The following is a 24,845-nucleotide window of genomic DNA, read 5'->3' as shown; positions in this document are numbered from 1 at the left end:
TTCTGCTTATCAATCGGACGAAAATAGGTCTTTGTCAACGATGGATCGGCCCCCTACTGTGGTCAGGGTCACCCACCACGCACAGAGAGGCACGGTCATGGAACTTCGGCACCTGTACCACTTCGTGGCCGTCGCCGAGACTCGGCACTTCGGGCAGGCCGCCACCCGGTTACACCTGGCTCAGCCCGCACTGTCGCAATCGGTTCGCCAATTGGAAGCCGAGTTGGGTGTGACGCTGTTGGCCAGGACAACCCGCCAGGTCAGCCTGACTCCGGCGGGAGAATTCTTCTACCGCGAAACGCTCCGCAACCTCGACAGTCTTGAGCAGAGCGCGCGAGGAGTGCGAAGGATCGCCGATGGCCGATATGGGTTGGTACGCATCGGCTTCACCGGTACCGCCGCCTTCGACCAGCTACCGCCGATTGCGCGAGCGATCAAACAGAGACTGCCTGGCATTGCCTTGGAAATTCACGGCGACCTGCTCACCTCAGCGCAGGTCGACGGTCTGCGCGCGGAACATCTCGACGTCGCTGTGCTGCGACCACCTGTTGCGGGCGACGATCTGGTGTTGCGCACCATCACCACGGAATCGTTGGTGCTCGCGCTGCCCGTCGATCATCGGTTCTCCACCGAACCGGCGCTCGACGTCGCCGATCTGGCCTACGAGGACTTCGTCATGTACTCCGACACTCATTCGGTCGTCAACGAAGCAGTGGTGACAAGTTGTCGCGCAGCAGGTTTCAACCCCCGCCGTGAACACGAGGCCCCGGATACTTCGGTCCTGCTGGCACTCGTCGCTGCGGGATTGGGTGTTGCGTTGGTTCCGGAATCCGTTCGCGCCCTGCAGTTGAACGGCGTCGTGTTCCGCGACATCGCCGGCGCGAGCACCATCGATCTGGCGTTGGCCTGGCGCCGCGACCGGCCTTCTGCACTCGTCGATGCGCTCGTCGGTGCCCTCGAGGACGCGGGCGTTCTGCCGCGCCTCGAATCATCCGTTTCGTCCAAGCCGAAGGACATGTCATGAAGATCGTCGCCGTCGACGCGATCCCGTATTCGATCCCGTACCGAAAACCGCTGAAGTTCGCCAGCGGTGAGGTCGCTGCGGCCGATCACGTGTTGGTTCGGGTGCACACCGACGACGGCGTTGTCGGTATCGCAGACGCTCCGCCCAGGCCGTTCACCTACGGCGAGACCCAGCGCGGTGTGACTGCGGTGATCGAGACCCTGTTCGCGCCGGCCGTCATCGGCCTTCCGCTCACGGCCCGTGAGATGGTCAACGCGAAACTTGCTCGTACAGTTGGTAATCCGGTTGCCAAGTCCGCCGTGGACATGGCAATCTGGGATGCCCTCGGGCAGACTCTGGACCTACCGGTCACCGAACTTCTCGGCGGCTACACCGACCGCATGAGGGTGAGCCACATGCTCGGATTCGATTCGCCCGCAGCAATGGTCGACGAAGCCAACAGGATGCGAGAGACGTACGGAATCGACGTCTTCAAGGTAAAAGTCGGCCGCCGACCGATAGGCCTCGACATCGCAGTCGTCCGCGCACTCCGCGAGGGCCTCGGTCCCGACACCGAACTGTATGTCGACGGTAATCGTGGCTGGACCGCCGCTGAATCTGCGCGCGCCATGAAAGAGATGTCCGACCTCGGACTGACCCTCGCCGAGGAACTGTGCTCCGCCGACGACGTGCTCGGCCGACGATGGCTCGTCCAACAACTCGACGTCCCCTTCGTGGCCGACGAATCGGCGACCACCCCGGCCGAGGTCACCAGGGAAATTCTCGGTGGATCCGCGACCGCGGTGAGCATCAAGACCGCTCGTACCGGCTTCACCACGTCACAGCGGACCCACCACCTGTGTGAGGGCCTCGGCATCGATGTGGTGATGGGAAACCAGATCGACGGCCAGCTCGGCACGGCCTGCACCGTCGCCTTCGGTGCTGCCTTCGACCTGACGTCGCGTCGGGCAGGCGAGCTGTCCAACTTCCTCGACATGAGCGACGACCTTCTCACCGAGAGCCTCGAAATTCGGGACGGCACGCTCAGTGTCCTGCCGGGCTCGGGACTCGGTGTGCGCATCGACCCGGACAAACTCGCGAAATACCGAACCGACCAATGATTTTCAGTCCCCGAACACATCTTCCACACAAGGAGCAGACATGAGTGTCGATCACGCAGAGACGAACAACCTGACCGGCGAGGTCGCCACTGCGGCCGCGTCCGGCGCGAATGCCACCCAGCGCTTCACCTCCGACAAGCAGGCCGCTGCCCACACTCCACCCGAGCGCGTCAGTCTGCTTGCCCGCCAGGTGCTCTCGGCCGTCCACGACACGGTCCGCGAACACAAGGTGACCTACGAAGAGTACAACGCACTCAAGGCATGGCTCATCAACGTCGGTCAGACCGGTGAATGGCCGCTGTTCCTCGACGTCTGGGTCGAGCACGTGGTCGAAGAAGTTGCCGGTGAATCCCGGGAGGGCAGCAAGGGCACCATCGAGGGCCCGTACTACGTTCCGGACGCTCCAGAGTTGGGTTCGGCCGCAATCCTGCCCACCCGCGACGGCGAGAAGGGCACCCCGTTGCTGTTCCAGGGCCAGGTCAAGGCCGTGGACGGAACGCCGCTGCAGCATGCCGTCATCGAAATCTGGCACGCCGACGCAGACGGCTTCTACTCGCAGTTCGCACCGGGAATCCCCGAATGGAATCTGCGCGGCACCGTGACCACCGACGATCAGGGCCAGTTCTGGATTCACACCATGAAGCCTGCGCCGTACCAGATCCCGACCGACGGGGCATGCGGCAATCTCATCTCTGCCGCAGGATGGCACCCGTGGCGTCCGGCACACCTGCACCTCAAGGTCGCTGCCGACGGCTACCAGCAGATCACCACTCAGCTCTACTTCCCCGGTGACGCGCACAACGACGACGATGTCGCCAACGCCGTCAAGCCGGAACTCATCCTCGACCCGCAGGACGTCGCCGGTGGCCAAGAAGTGACGTACGACTTCGTACTCGACAAGGACTGAGACACATGCTGTTTGCTGTGAAGATGGATGTCGCGCTGCCGCAGGATCTCGATGTGGATGTACGAACCGACACTCTCGCCCGAGAGAAGGCGTACTCGCAGCAGCTGCAGCGCGACGGCGAGTGGGTGAGCATCTGGCGACTCGTAGGTCAGTACTCGAACCTCAGTATCTTCGATGTGCGGGACAACGAGCGACTGCACGAGATTCTGTGGAATCTGCCGCTGTTCCCGTACATGAGTATCGACGTGAGCCCACTGGCCCAGCATCCGTCGGACATTTCCGCGGTGTAAGAGATGATGTGGCAGGACGAGCAGTGGCGAGACGAGCGCTGGCGGGGCGAACTCGGGGACGCGTTCGCGGGACTGGTGCCCGAGTGCATCGACGACCGACCGTTGACCGGACGAATCGAGGGCACCACAGTCGGTGAGCTGGGCGCATTTCAGATCGCCGGCTCGCCGCAGACGGTGCGGCGGTCCCGCTCGGCCGTGCGCAGACGACCCACCGATGCCGTCAAAGTATGTGTGCAACTACAGGGCAGAGCAATCGTGCGGCAGGGCGACCACGAACTGGTCATTCGTGCGGGGCAGCTCGGAATCTACGACACCCGCCGAGCATACGATCTGCGGCTGGAGGGCGATTGGCAATGCGCGGTGATGGCATTCCCGCCCAGTGCACTTCGGCTGCCGCACAAATTGATCGATGCCACGATGCAGCGTGCGCATGACGTCGGCTCCGGCCCCGGCGCGGTACTCGACTCCTTCGTCCGGGCAGCGCTCGCGCAGACGGCCGACGACGCAGTCGATTCCGGCTCGGCCCTGCGTTTCGCCGACGCCGGGCTCAGCCTCATCAGCAGTGCCCTCACCTCGGGCACTCACATCGATGTCGACGAAGCAGGTGAGCACGCCAGGAAGCTGGCCGTCCTCACCTACATCGATCAGCACCTCCTGGACCCCGACCTGTGTCACCATTCCGTCGCCGCCGCATTTGCCATGTCGCCGCGCAGTCTCGACAGATTGTTCGATGGCGAAATCGCCACTGTGACAGCGACTATCCGCGAGATGAGACTCGATGGTGCCCGCCGAGATCTACTCGCGGCCCGAGCGGCGAGGTCCACGGTCGGTGCTGTTGCCGGGCGTTGGTGCTTCTCCGACGCGGCGCACTTCAGTCGACTGTACAAGCGCAGATTCGGTATCAGTCCGTCCGCGGAACGGACCGCGCTTCGCTGAGCTTCGGTCTGCGAACGAAGCTGTCCGGCAACGGATCCGCCGACACTCGGCGTGAATCGGCAAGAAACCCGACGGAAATAGACAACTGCAGTGCCATCTCCCTCCGCACACTGAATACCTACCGGTGTGGTGCCGGTCACTGGTGAGAGGATTGACCGAGATGGACGATGCATTCGACTACGTGATTGTCGGTGGCGGATCCGCCGGCTGCGTACTGGCGTCACGACTGAGCGAAAACCCCGATGTGACAGTGCTGCTGCTGGAAAGCGGTGGCCGCGACGATCACCCGGACCTCGCAGTTCCCCCCGCCTGGCCGTCGCTCTGGGGTAGCAACGTCGACTACTCCTACAACACGGTTCCGCAGGAGGCGGCTGGCGGCGGTGCGCACAATTGGCCGCGGGGTCATACCCTCGGCGGGAGCAGCTCCATCAATGCGATGGTCCACCTGCGCGGACACCGAAACGATTTCGACACCTGGGCGCAGGTAGCGGGGGAATCGTGGTCTTACGACGCAGTGCTGCCGTACTTCATGAAGTCCGAAACGGTACCCGACGGAGACGCAAAGGTTCGCGGCGACAAGGGCCCGTTGAGACCGGCTCCGTCGTCCTCGCCGAATCCGGTGTCGCAGACGTTTCTCGATGCGGCCGCCGAGGCCGGGCATCCAGCCACAGGCGACTTCAACGGCACCGAGCAAGAAGGTGCGGGTTGGCACGATCTGGCGATCTCCGACGGTGCCCGGCTCAGCGTGGCGTCGGCCTACCTGGCACCCGTCGAGGCGCATCGACCCAACCTGACCGTGTCGACGGGATCGCGGGCGCAATCGCTGGTGGTGAAGGACGGCCGCTGCGTTGCCGTCAGATACCGGCGCGACGGCGAGCCGATGACAGCGTCGGCTCGACACGACGTCATTCTGAGCGCGGGTGCCGTGGATTCACCCCGGTTACTGCTGCTGTCGGGAATCGGACCGGCCGAGGAACTGCAGGAGCTTGGAATCCCCGTCGTACACGATCTACCGGGTGTAGGACGAAACTTGCACGACCATCCCCTGTGCAGTGTGGTTTACGAAGCAACGCAACCGATTCCGCCCGCGTCCACCAATCACGCCGAGGTGTCCATGCTCTGGCGTAGCGATGACGATCTCGATGGTCCGGACATGCAGCTGATGTTCATTCACGTGCCGTTCCATCAACCGACTCTTGTCGCCCCGGAGAACAGCATCACGTTCGGTGTCACCACCGTGCCCGACAGTCGCGGCAGCGTACGACTTGCGACGGCGAATCCGGAAGATCTGCCACTGATCGATCCGGCATATCTCACTGCGACATCGGACGTGGACCGATTGGTCGATGCTATTGCGGTTGCCCGCAACATTGCTGCGACCGACGCCTTCGCGACGTGGGGTCTGACGGAGGTACTTCCCGGTGCCGCTGTGGATTCGGACGCAGCACTGCGGGATTACGTCGCCCGAGGGACTGGGACCTACTACCACCCGGTGGGTACCTGCGCGATGGGAACGGGCCCTGATTCCGTCGTCGGGCCCGATCTTCGGGTACACGGCATCGACGGCCTGCGCGTGGTCGACGCGTCCGTCATACCGAGAGTCGTGTGTGTCAATACCAATGCCGCGACGGTGATGGTTGCAGAGAAGGCCGCGGACCTGATCGGTTGACCGGCAACGCATTTCGAGACCAAGATACTTCGAGAGAAAGAGAATCAGCGTGAGCAACACTTTGTTGGGTACCACCTGGCACGGTCAGATCTACAGTGGCGGTTGGCGTGCGGGTGGTGGCGGCACCACAAGCACAGTAGAACCGGCGACCGGTGCGAGTCTGGGCGAGATCGGCCTGGCGAATGCCGGCGACGTCGACGATGCCGTGGCCAGGGCCCGCGCTGCGCAGCCCGCGTGGGCGGCCACCCCCGGACACGAGCGAGCGGCTGTGATCCGGGAAATTGCAAAGCTGCTCGAGGCGCATCGCGGTGAGTTCGAGGAATGGCTCATCCGTGAGGGTGGATCGGTACCGGGCAAAGCTGCGTTCGAGGTCGGTCTCGTCCTGAGTGAGTTGTGGGAAGCGGCAGCTCTGCCCACCCAGCCCTACGGCCATCTGCTGCCCACCAGCGAGACTGGACGCTCCAGCATCGGCCGTCGCGTGCCGATCGGCGTCGTCGGCGTCATCAGCCCGTGGAACTTCCCGCAGATTCTGTCGATGCGCGCAGTCGCTCCCGCGCTGGCTCTCGGCAATGCGGTCGTCCTCAAGCCGGATGTGCAGACCGCCGTGTCCGGTGGTGTGTTGTTCGCCCGCCTCCTCGAGGAGGCCGGCGTTCCGGAGGGTCTCTTCCACGTGCTGCCCGGCGACGCCGAGCCCGGGGCCGCCGTTGCCGAACATCCCGGCATCGGCATGGTGTCGTTCACCGGATCCACCGCTGTCGGTCGAAAAGTAGGTGAGGCAGCCGGTCGCACGCTCAAGCGCGTCTCTCTCGAACTCGGTGGCAACAACGCACTGATCGTGCTCGATGACGCGGATCTGGACGCCGCCAGCTCCGCAGGCGCGTGGGGATCGTTCCTGCACCAGGGACAGGTGTGTATGACGGCAGGTAGGCACATCGTGCTGGAGTCCGTCGCCGACGAGTACCTCGATCGTCTTGCCGCTCGCGCGAAGAACCTTCCGGTGGGAGACCCGTTCACCGAGCAGGTTGCGCTCGGACCACTGATCAACGAGACGCAACTGAAGAACGTGGACCGCATCGTCTCCGAGACCGTGGCGGCCGGAGCGGAAGTTCGCGCCGGTGGCACACATCGCGAATTGTTCTACGCGCCGACAGTTCTCGCTGGAGTGACATCGTCGATGGCCGCATTCCGGGAAGAGATCTTCGGGCCGGTGGCACCCGTCATCGTCGTGCGCGACGAGGACGAGGCCGTTGCCGTCGCCAACGACACCGAGTACGGTCTGGTCGCCGCGATCCAAACCGGATCAGCCGATCGGGGCAGGCATCTCGCAGACCGCCTGACCACAGGAATTGTCCACGTGAACGACCAGACACTGAACAACGATGCGTATGCCCCGTTCGGTGGAACCGGTGCCTCGGGCAATGGTGCACGATTCGGTACCCAGAGCAGTTGGGACGAGTTCACTCAGTGGCAGTGGCTCACTGTTCGCGACCACGCTCACCCGTTCCCGTTCTGACCGACGCCGATCTACGCCGAACTCGAAGCTAGGGATGATCATTCGCCGAAATGCGTCCACAACTTCGAGTTCGGCGTGCCCTGTCCGGACGCGGTCAGGCCCTGCACAGGCCGGGTCGGCGCTTGCATCCGTGGATTCTGCCCGCCACCGATGAACATGGTTTCCACCTTACTGGAAGGAGAGTTTCTGTGGCACAGCCTGATTCGGTCGTAGCCGACATCATGACCGAGACGATCATGTCGACCGACGGAACGCCGATCGGAGTACATTGCCTCGGATCCGGTTCACCTGTCGTGATAGTTCACGGCAGCATCTCGACAGCGCAGTCGTGGCTACAGGTAGCCTCACATCTCGCCGTCGACCACCGGGTTTTCGTTCTCGACCGCCGAGGACGTGGCCTGAGCGGCGACGCACCGGAGTACACCCTCGCCACCGAGGCCGCCGACATCGGGACCGTCCTCGCCCGAGTGACCGAGTCGACCGGTACCGTTCCGACTCTGGTCGGCCACTCCTACGGCGCCATATGCGCCCTCGAAGCCGCTCGACGTGGTTCCGAGCTGGCAGCTCTCGTGTTGTACGAACCACCACTGCCGGTGGACGGTCCGGTCGCGGGTGAACATCTCGCCCCGTACGCTGCAGCGATCGCTGCAGCCGACAACGATGCGGCGATACGAATCGCCATGGAGCATTTCATTCGCATACCCGCGGCCGAGACCGAAGCTATTGCCGCAACACCGTTGTGGAGGCAGTTCCTTGCGTTGGCACCCACCTGGACTCGCGAGTTGGAACAGATTGTCGTCTGCCATGAGCATGGGACCAGCGTGACCTGATTTCTGCCAGGGTGATGGGACCACCTGGATTGCCAGTTATGGGACCACCGGCGCGCCTTGCCGGTGGTCCCGTCGTTTGCTCGTTCGATCGTCTGTGACAGCACGAAGTCCGTCACGGAGGTCGGTGAGCATGGCTTTTCGGGAGATCAGTGTGAACGAAATCAGAGAAGTACTACGGCTGTGGCTCGGGACGGCGGCACTGCCGGCTCCGGGGCTGCGCACGATCGCCGAGCATGCCGGTGTGGATCGTAAGACGGTCCGCCGTTACGTCGAGGCAGCCCAAGCAGCCGGCCTGAGCAGAACCGACGATGCCGGCGCGGTCAGCGACGAGGTGATCGCAGCGGTCGTCGCCACTGTCCGGCCCGACCGGCCGCACGGTCACGGCGCGGCATGGGAGCAACTGGTGCCCCATCAGGAGCAGATCACCAAGTGGGTGGCAGGCGACGGTGAACGCAAGCCGCTCACGATCGCGAAAATCGAAGTCCTCCTTGCCCGTCAAGGATGCGTGGTGCCGTACCGGACGTTGCACCGGTTCTCCACCGAGATGTGTGGTTTCGGCCGCAAGAACCTCACCGTCCGCGTCGTCGACGGCGAACCGGGGATCGAATGCCAGGTCGACTTCGGGTATCTGGGGATGCTCACCGACCCCGACGACGGGCGGGCCCGCAAAGTCCACGCCCTGATCTTCACCGCGGTCTACAGCCGGCACATGTTCGTGTGGCTGAGCTATTCGCAGACGTTGGTGGCGGTCATTGCCGGCTGCGAAGCAGCATGGAAGTTCTTCGGCGGCGTGTTCGCGGTCTTGATCCCGGACAATCTCAAACCTGTTGTCACGAGGGCGGACCCGATCGCTCCGCGGTTGAGCGATGGATGGCTCGACTACAGCGCCCACGTCGGGTTCATCACCGACCCGGCGCGGGTGCGCTCGCCGAAGGACAAACCGAAAGTCGAACGCACCGTGCAGTATGTGCGCGGAAACTTCTGGGCCGGTGAACGATTCAACAGTCTAGAGCAAGCGCAGGAGGCGGCGGTTCGGTGGTGCAGCAGCACCGCGGGTATGCGTATTCACGGCACGACATGCGCCCGACCGCGCGAGGTATTCGAGGACTCCGAACTGCCGGTACTGCTTCCGGTGCCGCCGGAGTACGACGTGCCGATCTTCAAGGACGTCAAAGTCCACCGCGACTTCCACGCGGAGATCGGGCGGGCACTGTATTCGTTGCCGCAGCAGTGGATCGGCTCGACACTGTCGGTCCGGGCCGACACCGAGCTGGTCAAGTTCTATCACCGCGGCACCCTGGTGAAGATCCATCCCCGCCAACCTGCAGGTGGGCGCAGTACCGACCGCGCCGACCTCCCCGAACACAAGTCCGACTACGCATTACGCGATGTCACCTCACTGATCAGAACCTGCAACGGCCATGGCCGCAACATCGGGATCTACGCCGAACGGATCCTCGATGACCCACTGCCCTGGACGCGGATTCGTAGTGTCTACCGGCTGCAAGGGTTGGTGAGACGTTACGGAGCCGAGCGGGTCGAACAGGCCTGCTCACTGTCGTTGGATCTCGATGTCGTCTCGGTCACCAAGATCGCGTCCATGTTGGAGCGGGCCACCGAAAAGACAGCACCGTCCTTACCGGCAGCGGTCGGACAGGCATCGACGCGATTCTCTCGTGACCCATCCGAATTCCGTTCCACCACAACACCATCACTGACCGTCGTAGACGCCGGCTCCGCATCCACGGAAGGACACTCATGACCACCACTCGCACCCCAGCCACCACCGAACCGGTCGGCACAGACCTCGTCCGACTGCTCAAGGCCCTCAAACTCGGCGCGCTCACCGACACGCTCCCCGAACGAGCAGCCCTGGCTCGGCAACACAAACTCAGCCACATCGGGTTCCTCGAAGTACTCCTCTCCGACGAAGTCAACCGCCGCGACTCCCGTTCGGCGACATTGCGATCGACCAAAGCAGGACTGGATCCGGCGATGGCGTTCGAGGACTGGAACACCCACGACGATCTCCGATACGACCGGACCCTGCTCGGAGATCTGACCTCACTACGCTTCCTCGATGCTCACCAGTCCGCGATCATCCTCGGACCCGTCGGAGTCGGCAAGACGCATCTGGCAACAGCATTGGGACACATGGCCATCCGCCGTCGACACAGTGTCCTGTTCGCACGATCGGACAAACTGTTCACCCGACTCCGAGCGGCCCGACTCGACAACACCGTCGACGCCGAAATCCGGCGACTGACCGCCATCGAAGTCCTGATCATCGACGACTTCGCGCTGCGCCCACTCGATGCCACCGAAACCAGCGACTTCTACGAACTCATCGTCGAACGCCACCGCAAGAAGACCACCATCGTCACCTCCAACCGGGAGCCGGCGGAGTGGCTGACCATGACCGCCGACACCCTCCTCGCTCAATCCGCCATCGACCGACTGACCTCCACCGCGCACACCCTCGTCATCGAAGGACCGTCCTACCGCCAACGCACCCGACCCGGAACAGTTGACGCCACCACCGACAACGAGCATCCTCAATAACGCGCCACGGTGGTCCCTACCCACTGGCAATCAGGTGGTCCCATCACCCTGGCAAGCGACACAGATCGACGCATGCGTCTCGGTGATGTCCCTGTACGGCGAACTTACAGCCAGAACTCTGCTCCTCGTGGGCGAACACAGCCCACCGCACCTGGTCAGGGCTTCTGCACAACTGGAATCCAGTCTCCGCGACGTATCGAAACAGGAATTGACCGGACAAGCGCACTTCGCGAATCTCGTTGATTCAGGTTCGGTCGCCTCAGCGATCGACACCTTCCTCGGTCACTGACACTCCTGCGGGGATCATCGGTACCGTTGGCCGGCAGACCTTTCCGAGACTGCCGGACGATGGTTTAGCTCGACTGCTGAGCACCGGAGCCACGTCTCGGTCGACGACACAGCTGATCGCGGGTTCAGGATCCGGCCCGTCGGCTCGGACCGAGAGGATGCGTCGTTGAGAGAGTCCGCAAAAAAGCGGCTCCGAATTTCTTCGGAACCGCTTTTGAACTGCACTGTGTCGGGCTGACAGGATTTGAACCTGCGACCACTTGACCCCCAGTCAAGTGCGCTACCAAGCTGCGCCACAGCCCGCCGCGCCTCGAAAGGCGCTTGCTGAGATTACCCCAGCCCTACCCCTGAGAGGAAATCGCCTGCTCAGGGGCGGGGCCGGGCTACATCAGCGGTTGTTGCCCTTGCCCGGCCGTTCCCGCTTCTCGCGGATACGCACCGAGACGCGCACGGGGCTGCCGTCGAAGTTGAACTCCTCACGCAGACGCCGCTCGATGAATCGGCGGTAGCCGGCCTCGAGGAAGCCGGTGGTGAACAGCACGAACGTCGGCGGCCGGGTGCTGGCCTGCGTCGCGAACATGATGCGCGGAAGACGTCCACCACGCATCGGCGGCGGAGTGGCCGCCACGACCTCTTTGAGCCACGTGTTGAGGCGTCCGGTCGGCACACGCTTGTCCCACGACTCCAGAGCCGTCTCGAGCGCAGGTACGAGCTTCTGCACCGCACGGCCCGTCTGCGCCGAGATGTTCACGCGCTGCGCCCACGGCACCCGAGCGAGATCGCGGTCGATCTCCTTCTCGAGCTGCTGACGACGATCGTCGTCCACCAGATCCCACTTGTTGAACGCCAACACCAACGCGCGGCCGGCATCGGCGACCATGCTGAGCACGCGCATGTCCTGCTCCGAGATCACCTCGGAGGCATCGAGAAGCAGAATCGCGACCTCGGCCGCCTCGATGGCAGACTTCGTCCGCAGTGACGCATAGAACTCGGCACCACTGGCATGGCTGACGCGCTTGCGCAGTCCGGCGGTATCGACGAATCGCCATGTCTTGCCGCCCAAGTCGACCAACGAGTCGACAGGATCGACTGTGGTTCCGGCAACATCGTGCACCACCGAGCGCTCGTCACCCGAGAGCTTGTTGATCAGCGACGACTTGCCCACGTTCGGCTTGCCGACCAGAGCGACACGCCTGGGTCCCCCACCGGGGATGCCCTCACGCGGGGTCTCGGGCAAGGCCTCGAGCACACGGTCCAGCAAATCACCGGTACCGCGGCCGTGAGTCGCGGAAACCGACAACGGCTCCCCCAGACCCAGCGACCACAGTGCGGCGACCTCGGACTCGGTGCGTCCGTCGTCGACCTTGTTGGCCACCAACAGAACCGGAGTCTTCGACCGGCGCAGCACTCGCGCCACTGCCTCGTCCGTCGTCGTCGAACCGACACGCGCGTCGACGACCAACAGGATCGCGTCGGCGGTGTGCATGGCCAATTCGGCCTGGCGCGCAACGGATGCCTGCAGACCCTTGGCGTCGGGTTCCCAACCGCCGGTGTCCTGCACCAAGAAGCGTCGACCACTCCAGTTCGCCTCGTACGACACCCGGTCGCGCGTGACGCCGGGAACGTCCTCGACCACTGCTTCGCGTCGTCCGATGATGCGGTTGACGAGCGTCGACTTGCCGACGTTCGGTCGGCCCACCACGGCGAGAGTCGGTACGGCTACGGCATCTTCGCCGTCTTCGCCCTCGTTGAGGTCGACGTACTCCCACTCGCCCTCGTCGCTCCATGTTCCGTCGCCCGCGGTTTCCGCTGCGCCGGAGAAGAATTCTTCACTCACTGCACTGCTCCACTTCTGTCGTTCACCACGAGCAGCAAACGCTCGATCACGCCGTCGAGATCCAGCTCGCTGGTATCGACGATCACCGAATCCTCGGCGGGACGAAGCGGTGACACTGCTCTTGTCGAATCTGCGTGATCGCGTCGTTGAACGTCCGCGAGCACGGATTCGTAGTCGTCTACGCGACCCTGTTCTATGTTCTGCTTGTTGCGACGCTCTGCCCGCGCTTCCGGTGAGGCAGTCAGGAACACCTTCACGTCGGCGTCGGGAAGAACGACGGTGCCGATGTCGCGGCCTTCCACAACGATTCGCGTCGACGAGCTCGCGAGGTCGCGCTGCATCTGCACCAACAGCTCGCGCACCGCGGGCACTGCAGACACGGCCGAAACGGCCTTGGTGACTGCGTCGCCGCGGATTTCGCCGCTGACATCTTCACCGTCGAGCAGAACGGTCTCGGACAGCGGGTCCTTGCCGATCTCGAGGGGAAGCGCCGCAACAGCTTTCGCAACAGCGTCTGCATCGGTGGGCTCGACGCCCGAGCGCAGCACCCACACCGTCGCGACGCGGTACATCGCACCGGTGTCGAGGTAGCTCGCTTCCAGTGCCGACGCGAGCCTGCGCGATACCGACGACTTACCGGTGCCCGAGGGACCGTCCATCGCAACGACGAGCGCACTCATCACAGGCCCACGGATTCGTAGAGCTTGCCGATCTCGCCGCGACCGAGAACACGCAGCGTTCCCGGACGCTGATCACCGAGCACGATGTTGCCGACATCGGTACGTACGAGGCGTCCGACCGGGAAGCCGACCTTGTCGAACAACCGACGCACGATGTGCTTGCGGCCCTCGTGCAGGGTCACCTTGACGAGCGACTTGCCGTCCGAGATGTCGAGCAGCTGGAAGCCGTCGACCTTCACCGGGCCGTCGTCGAGCGTGACGCCTTCACGCAGCTGCTTGCCGAGCGTGCGGGGAATGGTGCCCGACAACGTCGCGAGGTAGGTCTTCGACACCTCGAACGACGGGTGCATCAGGCGGTGAGCAAGATCACCGTCATTGGTGAAGAGCAACAGGCCCTCGGTGTCGGCATCGAGGCGGCCGACGTGGAACAGTCGCTGCCCCGCCTGGACCCGCTCGGAGACGATGTCGCCGACGCACGGGCGTCCCAGATCGTCGGACATGGTGCACTGCCATCCACGCGGCTTGTTCATCGCGAGATGAACCAGTTCTTCCTTCACGACCACGCGAGTGCCGTCGACACGGACCACAGCGATGTTCGGATCGATGCGGATGCCCTGTTCGGTGACGATGCGTCCGTCGACCTCGACGCGGCCGTCGGCGATCAGTTCCTCGGCTGCGCGGCGCGATGCGACGCCGGCCTGTGCGAGCACCTTCTGCAACCGGACGCCTTCACCGACGGGCACGTGCTTGCGCGGTGAGGAATCGGTGTGCTGATGCTTCGCCGGCTTGGCGTTGCTGATCGTGGTCGACGGAACCTGCTTCTTCTGCGGCTTCGGCGGCTTGGGACGCGACGGCTTCTTGCGAGGAACGGCGTCGTTACTACGGTCGTTGACACCGGTCTCGACGGGCGTGAAGTCTGTCGATTCGTCCTGTTCGACGCCACGGCGAGGGGCAGGTCGGGCTCCTGTGCGAGGGGCTCCGGTGCGTGGTGCGCCTGCGCGGGGTCCCCGGTGCGCGGGGCTCCAGTGCGAGGTCCCCGGTGCGGGGAGCGCCGTCACGGGGCGCATCGTCGCGGGTGCGATCTCCGCGGCGCGCGTCACGCGGAGTGTCCGACCTACCTGCGGTCGGCTTCCTGCGTGGGTCTTGTCTCTTGTTACGGTCCGGTGTGCCATCACGGCGAGCGGGCTTGTTCACTTGTCTTACCTATCAGTCGTCCGAGTCGAGCTCGGCTGCCGGATCGGGTTTCGATCCGCGGTTCTTGGTGGAGCGGGTCGTTCTCGGGTCGGTGTCCATGCTGTCACTGATCTCGTCGATCAGGTCCACACCCGGCAACAGCGGTGCCAGTTCGGGTAGATCACCGAGCGATGCGAGCCCGAGCCGTTCGAGGAACAACTCGGTGGTGCAGTACATCGTGCCGTTCGTCTCCGGGTCCGTTCCTGCTTCAGAGATCAGTCCACGGGCGAGCAACGTACGCATCACTCCATCGACATTGACTCCTCGCACGGCGCTGACTCGCGCGCGGGTCAACGGTTGACGATATGCGATCACGGCCAGGGTTTCCAATGCCGCGCGTGTGAGCTTGGACCGAGCGCCGTCCAGAAGCAGCCGTTCGACGTACGGCGCATAGGCGGTTCGGGTGTAGAAACGCCATCCGTCACCGGCGTAGCGAAGGTCGATTCCGCTGGCTCGTTCGGTCAGTGCAGCGGCCATCGCCGTCAATGCTGCGCGCACGCGGGCCACCGACGCACCCACGGCCGAGGCGAGCTGCTCGTCCGAGGCCGGTGTGTCGACGATCAGCAACACGGCTTCGAGAGCCGAGGCGAGGGTCGCGTCGTCGAGCTCCTCGGAATTTTCGGCGTCCTCGAGCTCGAGTTCTGGGTCGACACTCATGCGTAGTCCTCTTCCGTGACCACGATGGGTCCTTCGTCCTTACCGGTCCAGCTCACTCGAAGATCGCCGAGCGGCTCGGGCTGCTCGAAGGCGATCACCTGTTGCCGGAACAGCTCCAGCAACGCCAGGAATCGCGCGATTATTTCGACCTGCACCTCGCAGTCCTGCACCAACTCGGAGAACGACGCCCACTCGTTCAGTCCTCGGCCCTGCAGGTTCTCGAGCAGCCACGCCGCCTGCTCGGGAATCGAGACCGCGTGCTGATGAATGTGATCGAGCCCCACCTGCGGAATCGGCTTGGGTCGAAACGCGGCAGCGGCGATGTCGGCGAACGTGGCCGGATCGACGCCGAGCAGCACCTCGGGAATCAGATCGGCGTATCTGTCCTCCACCGATACCGATCGCGGATACCGCCGTAGCGCAGCAGCTTCCAGCTCACCGAACAGCAGGGCGACCTGCTTGTAGGCGCGGTACTGGAGTAGCCGGGCGAACAGTAGATCTCGCACTTCGAGCAGCGCCAGATCCTCGGCGTCCTCCACATCACCCGAGGGCAGCAACCGTGCTGCCTTGAGATCGAGCAATGTCGCGGCAACGACGAGGAATTCCGTCGTCTGATCGAGGCCGACATCGGCACCGAGCGACTTGGTGAACGAGATGAAATCGTCGGTGACGGTGTGCAACGCCACTTCGGTGACGTCCATGCGGTGCTGACTGATCAGCGACAGCAACAGATCGAACGGGCCCTCGAAGTTGAGCAACCGCACCCGGAATTTCGACGGATCCGCGTCGGCGGGAACCTCGATCGGGGCCTCGTCTGCGGCGTCGACGGTCACGGACCCGACCGGTAGATCACCTCGCGCGCGAGGGCGCGGTACGCCTGTGCGCCGCCGGATTTCGGAGCCCACGTGGTGATCGGCTCTCCGGCCACACTGGTTTCCGGGAATCGCACGGTACGGGTGATCACCGTGTCGTAGACGACGTCGCCGAACACCTCGACCACTCGCGTCATCACCTCACGCGAATGCAGAGTGCGCGCGTCGAACATCGTCACCACGATGCCGGCCAACTTGAGCCGGGGGTTGAGGCGGTCGCGCACCTTCTCGACGGTGTCGTTGAGCAACGCCAGCCCGCGGAGGCTGAAATACTCGCACTCCATCGGGATCAGCACTTCGTCGGCGCACGTGAGCGCGTTGACCGTCAACAGACCGAGAGACGGCTGGCAATCGATGAGGACGTAGTCGTAGCGATCGAGAATCGGATGCAGCACCCGCCCGAGTGTCTGCTCCCGGCCGACCTCGGTGACCAGCTGAATCTCGGCTGCGGAGAGATCGATGTTGCTGGGCATCAGATCGAGATTCTCGACGCGAGTGCGCATGATGATGTCGTCGGCAGAGACCTTCGCTTCGACGAGGAGGTTGTAGACCGTCAGATCGAGCTCGTGATGTGCGACGCCCAATCCCGCGGACAGTGCGCCCTGCGGGTCGAGATCCACGAGCAGCACCCGACGGCCGTAGCCGGCCAACGAGGCACCGAGATTGATGGTCGACGTCGTCTTGCCGACGCCACCCTTCTGGTTGCACATCGCGATGATCTTGGCCGGGCCGTGACTGGCCAACGGCTGCGGATCGGGGACCGCCCGGGTCTTGCGACCGGTGGGCCCGAGCTCGTTCGGCGCGGGAAGGATGTCGCGTGTCTCCCGACTGGATTCCGGTTGACGCGTCTGGAACAGGGCGCCCTCGAGATGCGGATGATCCAAGCCTGACTCCGCCGCTGGCGGCTGCGGTGTCGACACGTTCCAGCGCTCCCCTGTCCCGTTCGTCTTCGAGTAGTTCACGCAAACGCTACCGCTTGACGCTCGTGCAATGTCATCGGACACGCTGACGCACGGTCGCCGGCCTCGTGCTACCGAGCCCGTGGATGCGCTCCCGCCCACACTTCACGAAGTGTGGTGACGGTGACGAGAGTGTAGATCTGCGTCGTCGTCACCGATGCATGCCCTAACAGCTCCTGCACGACGCGGACGTCGGCACCACCGTCCAGTAGATGAGTAGCGAACGAATGCCGAAGGACGTGCGGCGACACTCCTGCGGTGATTCCGGCCCTTTGTGCGGAGTCTTGGAGCACCTGCCACGCACTCTGCCGAGACAACCTGCCGCCCCGGACGTTGAGGAACAGCGCAGGATTCGAGCGCGAGACCAGCCCCGGCCGCCCACGCACAAGGTATGCGTCGACGGCCTCGATCGCGGGCCGCCCGACCGGGACGATGCGATGCTTGCCGCCTTTGCCTCGCAACAGCACCGAACGGGCCTCGGTGTCGATGTCGTCGACGTCGAGCCCGACTGCCTCGGAGATACGAGCCCCGGTGGAATACAGCAGTTCCAGCAGGGCCCGATCCCGCAATCCGCGCGGGGCATCGGGACCGGCGATCGACGCCGATTCGAGCAACGCCACCACCTGATCGACGGGTAGCGACTTCGGCAATCGCTTCGCCGGCTGGGGCGGCTTGACCTCGCTCGCGACGTTGCGCTCGACCATTCCCTCCGCGAGCGCGAACCTGTGCAGACCGCGCACTGCAATCAACGTCCGGGCAGCCGAACTCGCTGCGAGAGCCGGAAATTCGTCATCCCCGCGCCGCAGGTAGAGCACGAACTCGGTGATGTCGTTCTCGGCGACCTTCACCAGATCGGTGATGCCATAGCCGCTCAGGAACCGCTCGTACCGCACCAGATCGCGACGGTAGGACGACACCGTGTTCGGTGCCGACCCGCGTTCGACCACCAGATGGTCGAGGTACGTCTGAATCTGCTGGCCGATCACGGTGGCTACTTTCGTGAACTCTTCCGCTTCTCGAATGCCGTCGGCAGATCCGTCCACGGCGCATCTGCGGGGCGCAGTTCGGTACCGGCAGCGCGCGCTGCAGCGAACGCGAGAACGCCCGCAACGGCGGATGCGTTGACGATCTCGCCCGACAGCGCGCGACGGACAGCCTCGTCCATCGGCACGTAGGAGAGCTCGATGTCGGCTTCTTCGTCGTGCGCCTCGGGCCGATCGACCTCGGTCAGGCCCTGAGCGAGGAAGATGCGCACGGCCTCGTCGGTGAACCCGGGCGAGGCGAGCACATCGACCAGAACCGACCACGACTGAGCGGCGAGCCCGGTTTCCTCGGCGAGCTCACGCTGAGCCGCCAGCACCGGCTGCTCCCCCGGCTCGTCCAACAGACCGGCAGGCAACTCCCACAGTCGACGACCGACGGGATGCCGGTACTGCTCGATCATCACCACACGATCCTGATCGTCGACGGCCAGGATCCCGACCGCGCCGTGATGCTCGATCACCTCACGCTCGGCCTGACGACCGTTCGGCATCGCGACCTGATCGAGCCGGAGCGCAAGAATCGCACCGGAGTACGCCGCCGTCGAGTCGAGGGTGGTGAACTCGTGCCGAGGCTCGCTCATCCGACGGTCTCGGCGGCGGTGTCCGATTCCTCCGTCTGAACCGTATCTCCGTGCACGTCGACCGGCAGACGCTCCGCGGCCTTGTACTTCAGCGCCGCATTGATCAGCGACGCGAACAGCGGATGCGGACGGGTGGGCCGGCTCTTGAGCTCCGGATGCGCCTGGGTGGCCACGAAGAACGGGTGCACCGACGCAGGCAGCTCGACGAACTCGACCAGGTGGCCGTCCGGAGAAGTACCGCTGAACACCAAGCCGCTCTTGGCAATTCGATCCCGGTAGTCGTTGTTGACCTCGTAACGATGACGGTGACGCTCCGAGACGCTTTCGGTGCCGTACGACGCTGCGACAACCGAACCCTTCTGCAGGGTCGCCGGGTAGGCACCGAGGCGCATCGTGCCACCGAGATCGGCGTCACCGGCGACGGCGTCTTCCTGATCGGCCATCGTGGAGATCACCGGATCCTTGGTGTCCGGGTCGAACTCGGCGGAATTGGCGTCGGTCAGACCGACCGATCGGGCCGCCTCGATGACGACACACTGCAACCCGAGGCACAGCCCCAGCAACGGGATCTTGCGCGTACGTGCGAACTCGATGGCACCGAGCTTGCCCTCGATACCGCGGATACCGAAGCCGCCGGGAATGAGCACGGCATCGACATCGCCCAACGCGGCCTGCGCCCCCGCAGGCGTCGAGCACTCGTCGGACGGAACCCACTTGATCTCGACCTTCGCGCGATGAGCGAATCCACCGGCACGCAGCGCCTCGGTGACCGAGAGGTAGGCGTCGGGCAGGTCCACGTACTTCCCGACCAGGCCGACGCGCACGGTTTCACGCGGCTGGTGGACGCGCTCGAGCAGTCCACCCCAGATGGTCCAGTCGACATCGCGAAACGGGAGACCGAGCTGACGGACGACATACGCGTCCAGGCCTTCCTTGTGCAGCACCTTGGGAATGTCGTAGATCGACGGCGCGTCGGGCGTGGAGATGCAGCCGTCGACGTCGACGTCGCACATGAGCGCGATCTTGTTCTTCAGTCCCGGCGGCACATCGCGATCGCAACGCAGGATCAACGCATCGGGCTGGATGCCGATGCTGCGCAGTGCCGCGACGGAGTGCTGGGTGGGCTTGGTCTTGAGTTCACCCGACGGAGCCAGGAACGGAACCAACGACACGTGCAGGAAGAACACGTTGTTGCGGCCGACGTCGTGGCGCACCTGCCGCGCTGCTTCGAGGAACGGCTGCGACTCGATATCGCCGACGGTGCCGCCGATTTCGGTGATCACGACATCCGGCTGGTGACCCTGCAGGTCCGGGCCGTTCATCGCGAGAATGCGACGCTTGATCTCGTCGGTGATGTGCGGGATGACCTGAACGGTGTCGCCCAGGTACTCACCGCGGCGTTCCTTGGCGATGACCGTCGAGTACACCTGGCCGGTGGTGACATTGGCGAAACCGGACAGATCACGGTCGAGGAATCGCTCGTAGTGTCCGACGTCGAGGTCGGTCTCGGAGCCGTCCTCGGTGACGAAGACCTCACCGTGCTGGAACGGGTTCATCGTGCCGGGATCGACATTGAGGTAGGGATCGAGCTTCTGCATGGTCACGCGCAGTCCGCGTGCGGTCAGTAGCTGGCCGAGGCTGGATGCCGTCAGGCCTTTTCCGAGCGAGGACGCGACGCCCCCACTGACGAAAATGTGCTTGGTGTCGGAACGCGACTGAAGGCGTGACAATGAGGCTCCCGTGACGAATCTGCAGGGCTTGCTCCTATCAGGGGGCTGATAAGAGAGGTGAAGCGTGGAAATTGGGCCTGCTACCCACGGGACTTCACGGTAACACCAGTACCTACCTCACCGCCAACGACACGCTCGTTCCGACGACGATCAGCTCGCCGGCGCTCCGACGGTCACGGCGTTCGCATTGGCTCCGGTGCCGTACCGGCCCGACGCCCCGTCCAGCTGCTCCGCCAAGGCGAGAACCGTGGTGATCCGTCCTGCTTCACGGTCGACGTTGTCGACCGTGCTGAGAGCGGACGACAACGCCGAATCGGCTCGCACGACAGCGATGGAACCGTTGCCCTCTGCCGCGCCGGATCGGCCCGCGAGCACCGCGCCTGCACCGCGTGAGTCGAGTGCGCCCGCGAACCGCGCGACGATGGCACCGCGATTGCCGTCCTCCACGTCCGAGGTGCCGGAACCGGTGACGACCACGGCCAGTTGAGCGGGCGCGACGGCACCGTTGTCGTAGGCGATGAACCCGCCGCTGCGCAACGTCTCCAGCGCCAGCGAGAGCTCCTCGGGAGTCGACTGCGGCTGGGCTGTCTCTGCATTGAGCAGCAGCACCGAACCCAGCAGATCTCCGGCGAGGCTGCCCTGGTCCACCGCGCCGGTGCGCAACTGCACGCCGGCCGGAATGACGTTGGTCAGACGCGTACGAAGATCGTCACCGTTCGCAGCGGAGACGAACGAATCGGTCAGCGACACCCGGCCGGTGACGGTGGCACCCGACGCTCCGATCGACCGCGTGACTCCGTCCACGTCACCGGGATCGGCGTCCGGGGTGGTGATCACCACGACGCTGCGATCGATCAACGCGTCACGCAACACCCGGCCCGATACCGCAGCGTCGAAGCCGTCGGCCGAGTTGAGCTGCTCACCGAGCTGATTGTTGGTCGCCTGCAGATCGTCCACCTGAGTTTCGAGACCGGTCTTGTCGTCTCGAAGGCCCGATACCAGTCCGCTCGAGAGCAGACCCGAACCGAGCACGATGCCGATGGCCAGTGCCACGAAGACCGCTGCCAGCGAAATGGCATGTTGGCGAAGCGAAATCACGAAAGCAACCCCTGGAACCACAGAGCGAACCGGTTCCACAGATCGATTGCCCAATCCAACGCTTCACCGCCGATGTTGGACACGGCCAACGCCACGATCACAGCAACAAGCGCAGCCAGAATCAACAGAGCGATCGCACCGCCGGACACGCGGCTGCGATACAGCGTCGCAACAGCTTTGGCGTCGACCAGCTTGGCACCGACCTTCAGGCGCGTCATGAATGCGGCCGGGTTGGTGTTTCGCCGACCGCGGTCGAAGAACTCGTCCAGGCTGGCCGGGCTACCGACCGACACGATCAGTGAGGCCCCGTGATGATCGGCCAACAACAGCGCGAGATCGGCAGCGGCGCCGGTGGCCGGGAACGTCATGGCACCGATGCCGAGATCCTGAATGCGTTCGAGACCCTGCGCATGTCCGTCGGAATCCGCCGGAAGGACCACCTCTGCACCGCATTTGAGCGTCTGCGCAGTGACGTCCTCGGGATCGCCGACGATCAGGTCGGGGCGATGACCGGCCTTCATCGCAGTGTCGGCACCCGCGCCGACGCCGATGATGACGGGCGAGTATTCCTTGATGAACGGCTTGAGGTTCTTCAAATCCTCGGCGTGACCGGGACCGTCGGCCACGATCACCACATGGCGACCCTTGAGGTCGATGTCGATGTCCGGCACACCGACGCCGTCGATGAGCAACGGGCTCTCGGTTCGGATGAACTCGATCGTGTTGCCCGAGAACGCTTCGAGATGGTCGACCAGACCCGTCTTGGCCTCGATCATCTTGTCCGAGATCTCTGCTTCGCTCTGCTCGTCGCCCTTGGCGAGGCGCCGGTCGCCGGTGTAGACACCGCCGTCGTTGAGACGAATCTTGGTGCCGTCCTTGATCTTCTTGAAGATCTCGGTGCCGGCCGAGTCGATCAAGGTGATCCCGTTGGCCACGATCGCCTCGGGACCCAGGTTCGGGTAGCGCCCGGAGATCGAGGGCGACGCGTTGACGACCGCGAGCACCCCAGCCTCGACGAGTGCATCGGCGGTCAGGCGGTCCAGGTCGAGCTCGTCGAGCACGACGATGTCACCGGGGCCGACCCGTTTGAGGAGCTTGGCCGTGTTGCGATCGACTCGCGCGATACCGGTGATTCCGGGCAGCGAATCCTGACTACGTGACAGCAGAGCCGGCATCTTCATGAGAACCATGATGACCCGATCGACACGCCCGGCGATGGAGGCGCGCCGAAACAACTACCACACTGATCACATCAGCACCAAAAGTTACAGCGCGGCTCGATCGGCGTTTGCGGTGGCCAGCAGCTCCTCGGCATGCGCGCGACCGGTCTCCGTGTCGTCCAGACCCGCGAGCATTCTCGCCAGCTCGACGACGCGCTCCGACGACGACAGTGTCCGAACCCCACTGTTCGCCGCACCCTTTTTCGCATCGGTCTTGTCGACCACCAGGTGCGTATCGGCAAACGCTGCGACCTGAGGCAAGTGGGTGACCACGATGACCTGGTGCGTGCGAGCCAATCGGCCGAGCCGACGCCCGACCTCCACGGCCGCACGGCCACCCACTCCGGCGTCGACCTCGTCGAAGACCATCGTCGCGCCCTTGTCCGAGCCCGCCAGCACCACTTCGAGTGCCAACATCACCCGCGACAGCTCACCGCCCGACGCACTCTTGCTGATCGGAAGAGCCTGGGCACCGTCGTGCGCGGACAGACGAAACTCGACCTCGTCGACGCCATTGCTGCCCGCATGCAGCTCGGCCCCGTCGACAACGATCGGAGCCGTGTCGGACGGCCCGGCAGCAAGTGCCCGAACATCGATCTGCAGCTTGGCTTTTCCCATCGCCAAGCCCGCCAACTCGACGCTCACCGCCTTCGAGAGCTTTACAGCAGCCTTCGCACGAGCCGCACTGAGCTTCGACGCAGCTGCCGCGACGTCGACCGCAGCCGCGTCGACCTTGGCGCTCAGCTCGGCGAGCGCATCGGCCGAGGTGTCGATGTGCGAGAGCCGCTCACGGGCGTCCTCCGCCCACGCGATGACGCCGTCGACATCGGCGGCGTACTTGCGCGTCAACGACTTCAGCTCGGCCTGCCGATTCAGGATCGCGTCGAGCGCACCCGGATCGGACGGCAGGTCCGCCAGATACGAGGTGAGGTCTGCGCCGATGTCCCCCACGATCGCCATCGCGTCGTTCAGTCGCGGCAGCAGCTCGGTCAGAGCCGCGTCCTCGGCATGTTCGAGGCGAGAGCGAGCCTCGCCCAGCAGATACAGCGCGGACGTCGTGTCCGACGCCTCCTCGGTACTCCCGACGAGTGCCGCCGAGGCACCTTCCGCGGTCTCACGCAGCGAATCGAGGTCCCCCAGCCGACGCACGTCCTCGGCCACCGAGCGATCCTCGCCCGGCTCCGGTGCCAGGGAGTCGATCTCCTGTAGGCCGAACTGCAGCCGGTCGGCCTCCTGCGCCAGTTCGCGGCTGCGTTCGGTGCGGTCGATCAACTCGTTGCGAGCATCGAGCCACGTCTTGCGCGCGGTGCGGTACTTCGAGACCAGGGACGCCACCGCATCCCCGGCGAATCTGTCCAGGGCGGCGAGTTGCTGATCGGGACGCAGCAGACGCAACTGGTCGTTCTGACCGTGCACCGTCAGCAACGAGTCGGTGAAGTTCGACAGCACCGACGCGGGCACGCTGCGCCCACCGAGGTGCGCACGAGAGCGGCCGTCCGAGTTGACGGTACGCACAGCGATGATCGAATTGTCCTCGTCGCGTTGGCCTCCCGAGGACTCGAGTACCTTGTCGACGTCGTCGATCACCTGCTCCGACGCGGTGTCGGTACTGAATCGCCCTTCGACCACAGCACGCTGCGCGCCGAGTCGAACCCGGCCTGCGTCCGCGCGGGCACCAGACAACAGGTGCAGACTGGTGACAACCATGGTCTTACCGGCACCGGTCTCGCCGGTGAGTACGGTCAGCCCCTCGTGAAACTGTGCGCTGGCACCGGAAATGACTCCGAGGCTGTCGATCCGAATCTCTTCGAGCATC

Annotated in this window: 21 protein-coding genes, 1 tRNA gene and 1 pseudogene; 10 read left to right on the top strand and 13 right to left on the bottom strand. The window is 64.4% G+C overall.

The genetic code is table 11. From position 1 onward, the window contains the following. Positions 1–97 precede the first annotated feature (97 nt). The 10 genes from AYK61_RS03005 (at position 98) to istB (ending at position 10,831) form a co-directional block, all read left to right on the top strand. Positions 98–1,024 (top strand): LysR family transcriptional regulator, encoded by a 927-nt coding sequence (locus AYK61_RS03005; RefSeq protein WP_121872381.1) that lies wholly within the window; start codon positions 98–100, stop codon positions 1,022–1,024. Next, positions 1,021–2,124: a mandelate racemase/muconate lactonizing enzyme family protein gene (locus AYK61_RS03000; protein WP_121869752.1), complete on the top strand. Its 1,104-nt coding sequence runs from the start codon at positions 1,021–1,023 to the stop codon at positions 2,122–2,124. Before AYK61_RS03005 ends, AYK61_RS03000 begins: the two co-directional genes overlap by 4 nt. A gap of 40 nt (positions 2,125–2,164) precedes the next feature. After that, positions 2,165–3,031: a catechol 1,2-dioxygenase gene (gene catA / locus AYK61_RS02995; protein WP_121869751.1), complete on the top strand. Its 867-nt coding sequence runs from the start codon at positions 2,165–2,167 to the stop codon at positions 3,029–3,031. Positions 3,032–3,036: 5 nt separating this feature from the next. After that, a complete protein-coding gene (gene catC / locus AYK61_RS02990) occupies positions 3,037–3,321 on the top strand; it encodes a muconolactone Delta-isomerase (RefSeq protein ID WP_121869750.1) in 285 nt (94 codons plus the stop codon). Between the two features lie 3 nt (positions 3,322–3,324). After that, complete coding sequence (locus AYK61_RS02985; RefSeq protein ID WP_121869749.1) at positions 3,325–4,257, top strand: helix-turn-helix domain-containing protein; 933 nt, start codon at positions 3,325–3,327, stop codon at positions 4,255–4,257. A gap of 160 nt (positions 4,258–4,417) precedes the next feature. Further along, complete coding sequence (locus AYK61_RS02980; RefSeq protein ID WP_121869748.1) at positions 4,418–5,926, top strand: GMC family oxidoreductase; 1,509 nt, start codon at positions 4,418–4,420, stop codon at positions 5,924–5,926. Between the two features lie 49 nt (positions 5,927–5,975). Beyond that, positions 5,976–7,439, top strand: a complete 1,464-nt coding sequence (locus AYK61_RS02975) for a benzaldehyde dehydrogenase (protein WP_121869747.1) — start codon at positions 5,976–5,978, stop codon at positions 7,437–7,439. Between the two features lie 188 nt (positions 7,440–7,627). Next, the gene (locus AYK61_RS02970; RefSeq protein WP_259467909.1) at positions 7,628–8,269 is read left to right on the top strand and encodes an alpha/beta fold hydrolase; all 642 of its coding nucleotides are present in this window, start codon (positions 7,628–7,630) and stop codon (positions 8,267–8,269) included. A 130-nt stretch (positions 8,270–8,399) separates the two neighbouring features. Further along, complete coding sequence (gene istA / locus AYK61_RS02965; protein ID WP_121869745.1) at positions 8,400–10,031, top strand: IS21 family transposase; 1,632 nt, start codon at positions 8,400–8,402, stop codon at positions 10,029–10,031. Continuing rightward, the gene (gene istB / locus AYK61_RS02960) at positions 10,028–10,831 is read left to right on the top strand and encodes an IS21-like element helper ATPase IstB (protein WP_121869744.1); all 804 of its coding nucleotides are present in this window, start codon (positions 10,028–10,030) and stop codon (positions 10,829–10,831) included. The genes istA and istB overlap by 4 nt, the downstream gene beginning before the upstream one ends. A 517-nt stretch (positions 10,832–11,348) precedes the next feature. On the opposite strand, the gene AYK61_RS02950 is transcribed toward istB, so the two are convergent. From AYK61_RS02950 to recN, 13 genes and pseudogenes are all read right to left on the bottom strand, one after another. Continuing rightward, positions 11,349–11,422: transfer RNA gene (locus AYK61_RS02950), tRNA-Pro, on the bottom strand. A gap of 85 nt (positions 11,423–11,507) precedes the next feature. Then, on the bottom strand, positions 11,508–12,956 hold the full coding sequence (gene der / locus AYK61_RS02945) for a ribosome biogenesis GTPase Der (protein ID WP_121869742.1): 1,449 nt from the start codon (positions 12,954–12,956) through the stop codon (positions 11,508–11,510). After that, complete coding sequence (gene cmk, locus AYK61_RS02940; protein ID WP_094612204.1) at positions 12,953–13,636, bottom strand: (d)CMP kinase; 684 nt, start codon at positions 13,634–13,636, stop codon at positions 12,953–12,955. Before cmk ends, der begins: the two co-directional genes overlap by 4 nt. After that, positions 13,636–14,830: pseudogene (locus AYK61_RS02935) on the bottom strand (pseudouridine synthase). Before AYK61_RS02935 ends, cmk begins: the two are co-directional and overlap by 1 nt. Positions 14,831–14,842: 12 nt before the next feature. Next, positions 14,843–15,526, bottom strand: coding sequence for an SMC-Scp complex subunit ScpB (gene scpB / locus AYK61_RS02930; RefSeq protein WP_121869741.1), 684 nt, complete (start codon positions 15,524–15,526; stop codon positions 14,843–14,845). Beyond that, complete coding sequence (locus AYK61_RS02925; RefSeq protein ID WP_037189201.1) at positions 15,523–16,359, bottom strand: ScpA family protein; 837 nt, start codon at positions 16,357–16,359, stop codon at positions 15,523–15,525. Before AYK61_RS02925 ends, scpB begins: the two co-directional genes overlap by 4 nt. Continuing rightward, positions 16,356–17,318 carry a ParA family protein gene (locus AYK61_RS02920; RefSeq protein WP_259467907.1) on the bottom strand — a complete coding sequence of 321 codons (963 nt, stop codon included), beginning with the start codon at positions 17,316–17,318 and terminating at the stop codon, positions 16,356–16,358. The genes AYK61_RS02925 and AYK61_RS02920 overlap by 4 nt, the downstream gene beginning before the upstream one ends. Before the next feature lie 110 nt (positions 17,319–17,428). Next, complete coding sequence (gene xerD, locus AYK61_RS02915; RefSeq protein WP_121872380.1) at positions 17,429–18,343, bottom strand: site-specific tyrosine recombinase XerD; 915 nt, start codon at positions 18,341–18,343, stop codon at positions 17,429–17,431. Positions 18,344–18,348: 5 nt separating this feature from the next. Next, positions 18,349–18,981 carry an NUDIX hydrolase gene (locus AYK61_RS02910; RefSeq protein ID WP_121869739.1) on the bottom strand — a complete coding sequence of 211 codons (633 nt, stop codon included), beginning with the start codon at positions 18,979–18,981 and terminating at the stop codon, positions 18,349–18,351. Then, a complete protein-coding gene (locus AYK61_RS02905) occupies positions 18,978–20,711 on the bottom strand; it encodes a CTP synthase (protein ID WP_121869738.1) in 1,734 nt (577 codons plus the stop codon). Before AYK61_RS02905 ends, AYK61_RS02910 begins: the two co-directional genes overlap by 4 nt. A 150-nt stretch (positions 20,712–20,861) precedes the next feature. Beyond that, positions 20,862–21,809, bottom strand: coding sequence for a copper transporter (locus AYK61_RS02900; RefSeq protein ID WP_121872379.1), 948 nt, complete (start codon positions 21,807–21,809; stop codon positions 20,862–20,864). Continuing rightward, a complete protein-coding gene (gene steA / locus AYK61_RS02895) occupies positions 21,806–22,990 on the bottom strand; it encodes a putative cytokinetic ring protein SteA (RefSeq protein WP_121872378.1) in 1,185 nt (394 codons plus the stop codon). The genes AYK61_RS02900 and steA overlap by 4 nt, the downstream gene beginning before the upstream one ends. Positions 22,991–23,074: 84 nt before the next feature. Beyond that, the gene (gene recN, locus AYK61_RS02890) at positions 23,075–24,844 is read right to left on the bottom strand and encodes a DNA repair protein RecN (RefSeq protein ID WP_183130138.1); all 1,770 of its coding nucleotides are present in this window, start codon (positions 24,842–24,844) and stop codon (positions 23,075–23,077) included. Position 24,845: the final 1 nt, after the last annotated feature.

This window comes from Rhodococcus sp. SBT000017 (assembly GCF_003688915.1).
Lineage (GTDB): Bacteria > Actinomycetota > Actinomycetes > Mycobacteriales > Mycobacteriaceae > Rhodococcoides.
The sequence above is the reverse complement of the archived record's forward strand: the minus strand, read 5'-3'. Positions and strand labels throughout refer to the sequence as shown.

Excerpts from the sequence above, each read along its gene's own strand:
- AYK61_RS03005 (WP_121872381.1), top strand. The coding sequence starts at position 98 with ATGGAACTTCGGCACCTGTACCACTTCGTGGCCGTCGCCGAGACTCGG.
- AYK61_RS03000 (WP_121869752.1), top strand. The coding sequence starts at position 1,021 with ATGAAGATCGTCGCCGTCGACGCGATCCCGTATTCGATCCCGTACCGA.
- catA (WP_121869751.1), top strand. The coding sequence starts at position 2,165 with ATGAGTGTCGATCACGCAGAGACGAACAACCTGACCGGCGAGGTCGCC.
- catC (WP_121869750.1), top strand. The coding sequence starts at position 3,037 with ATGCTGTTTGCTGTGAAGATGGATGTCGCGCTGCCGCAGGATCTCGAT.
- AYK61_RS02985 (WP_121869749.1), top strand. The coding sequence starts at position 3,325 with ATGATGTGGCAGGACGAGCAGTGGCGAGACGAGCGCTGGCGGGGCGAA.
- AYK61_RS02980 (WP_121869748.1), top strand. The coding sequence starts at position 4,418 with ATGGACGATGCATTCGACTACGTGATTGTCGGTGGCGGATCCGCCGGC.
- istA (WP_121869745.1), top strand. The coding sequence starts at position 8,400 with ATGGCTTTTCGGGAGATCAGTGTGAACGAAATCAGAGAAGTACTACGG.
- istB (WP_121869744.1), top strand. The coding sequence starts at position 10,028 with ATGACCACCACTCGCACCCCAGCCACCACCGAACCGGTCGGCACAGAC.
- cmk (WP_094612204.1), bottom strand. The coding sequence starts at position 13,636 with ATGAGTGCGCTCGTCGTTGCGATGGACGGTCCCTCGGGCACCGGTAAG.
- scpB (WP_121869741.1), bottom strand. The coding sequence starts at position 15,526 with ATGAGTGTCGACCCAGAACTCGAGCTCGAGGACGCCGAAAATTCCGAG.
- AYK61_RS02910 (WP_121869739.1), bottom strand. The coding sequence starts at position 18,981 with ATGAGCGAGCCTCGGCACGAGTTCACCACCCTCGACTCGACGGCGGCG.
- steA (WP_121872378.1), bottom strand. The coding sequence starts at position 22,990 with ATGAAGATGCCGGCTCTGCTGTCACGTAGTCAGGATTCGCTGCCCGGA.
- recN (WP_183130138.1), bottom strand. The coding sequence starts at position 24,844 with ATGCTCGAAGAGATTCGGATCGACAGCCTCGGAGTCATTTCCGGTGCC.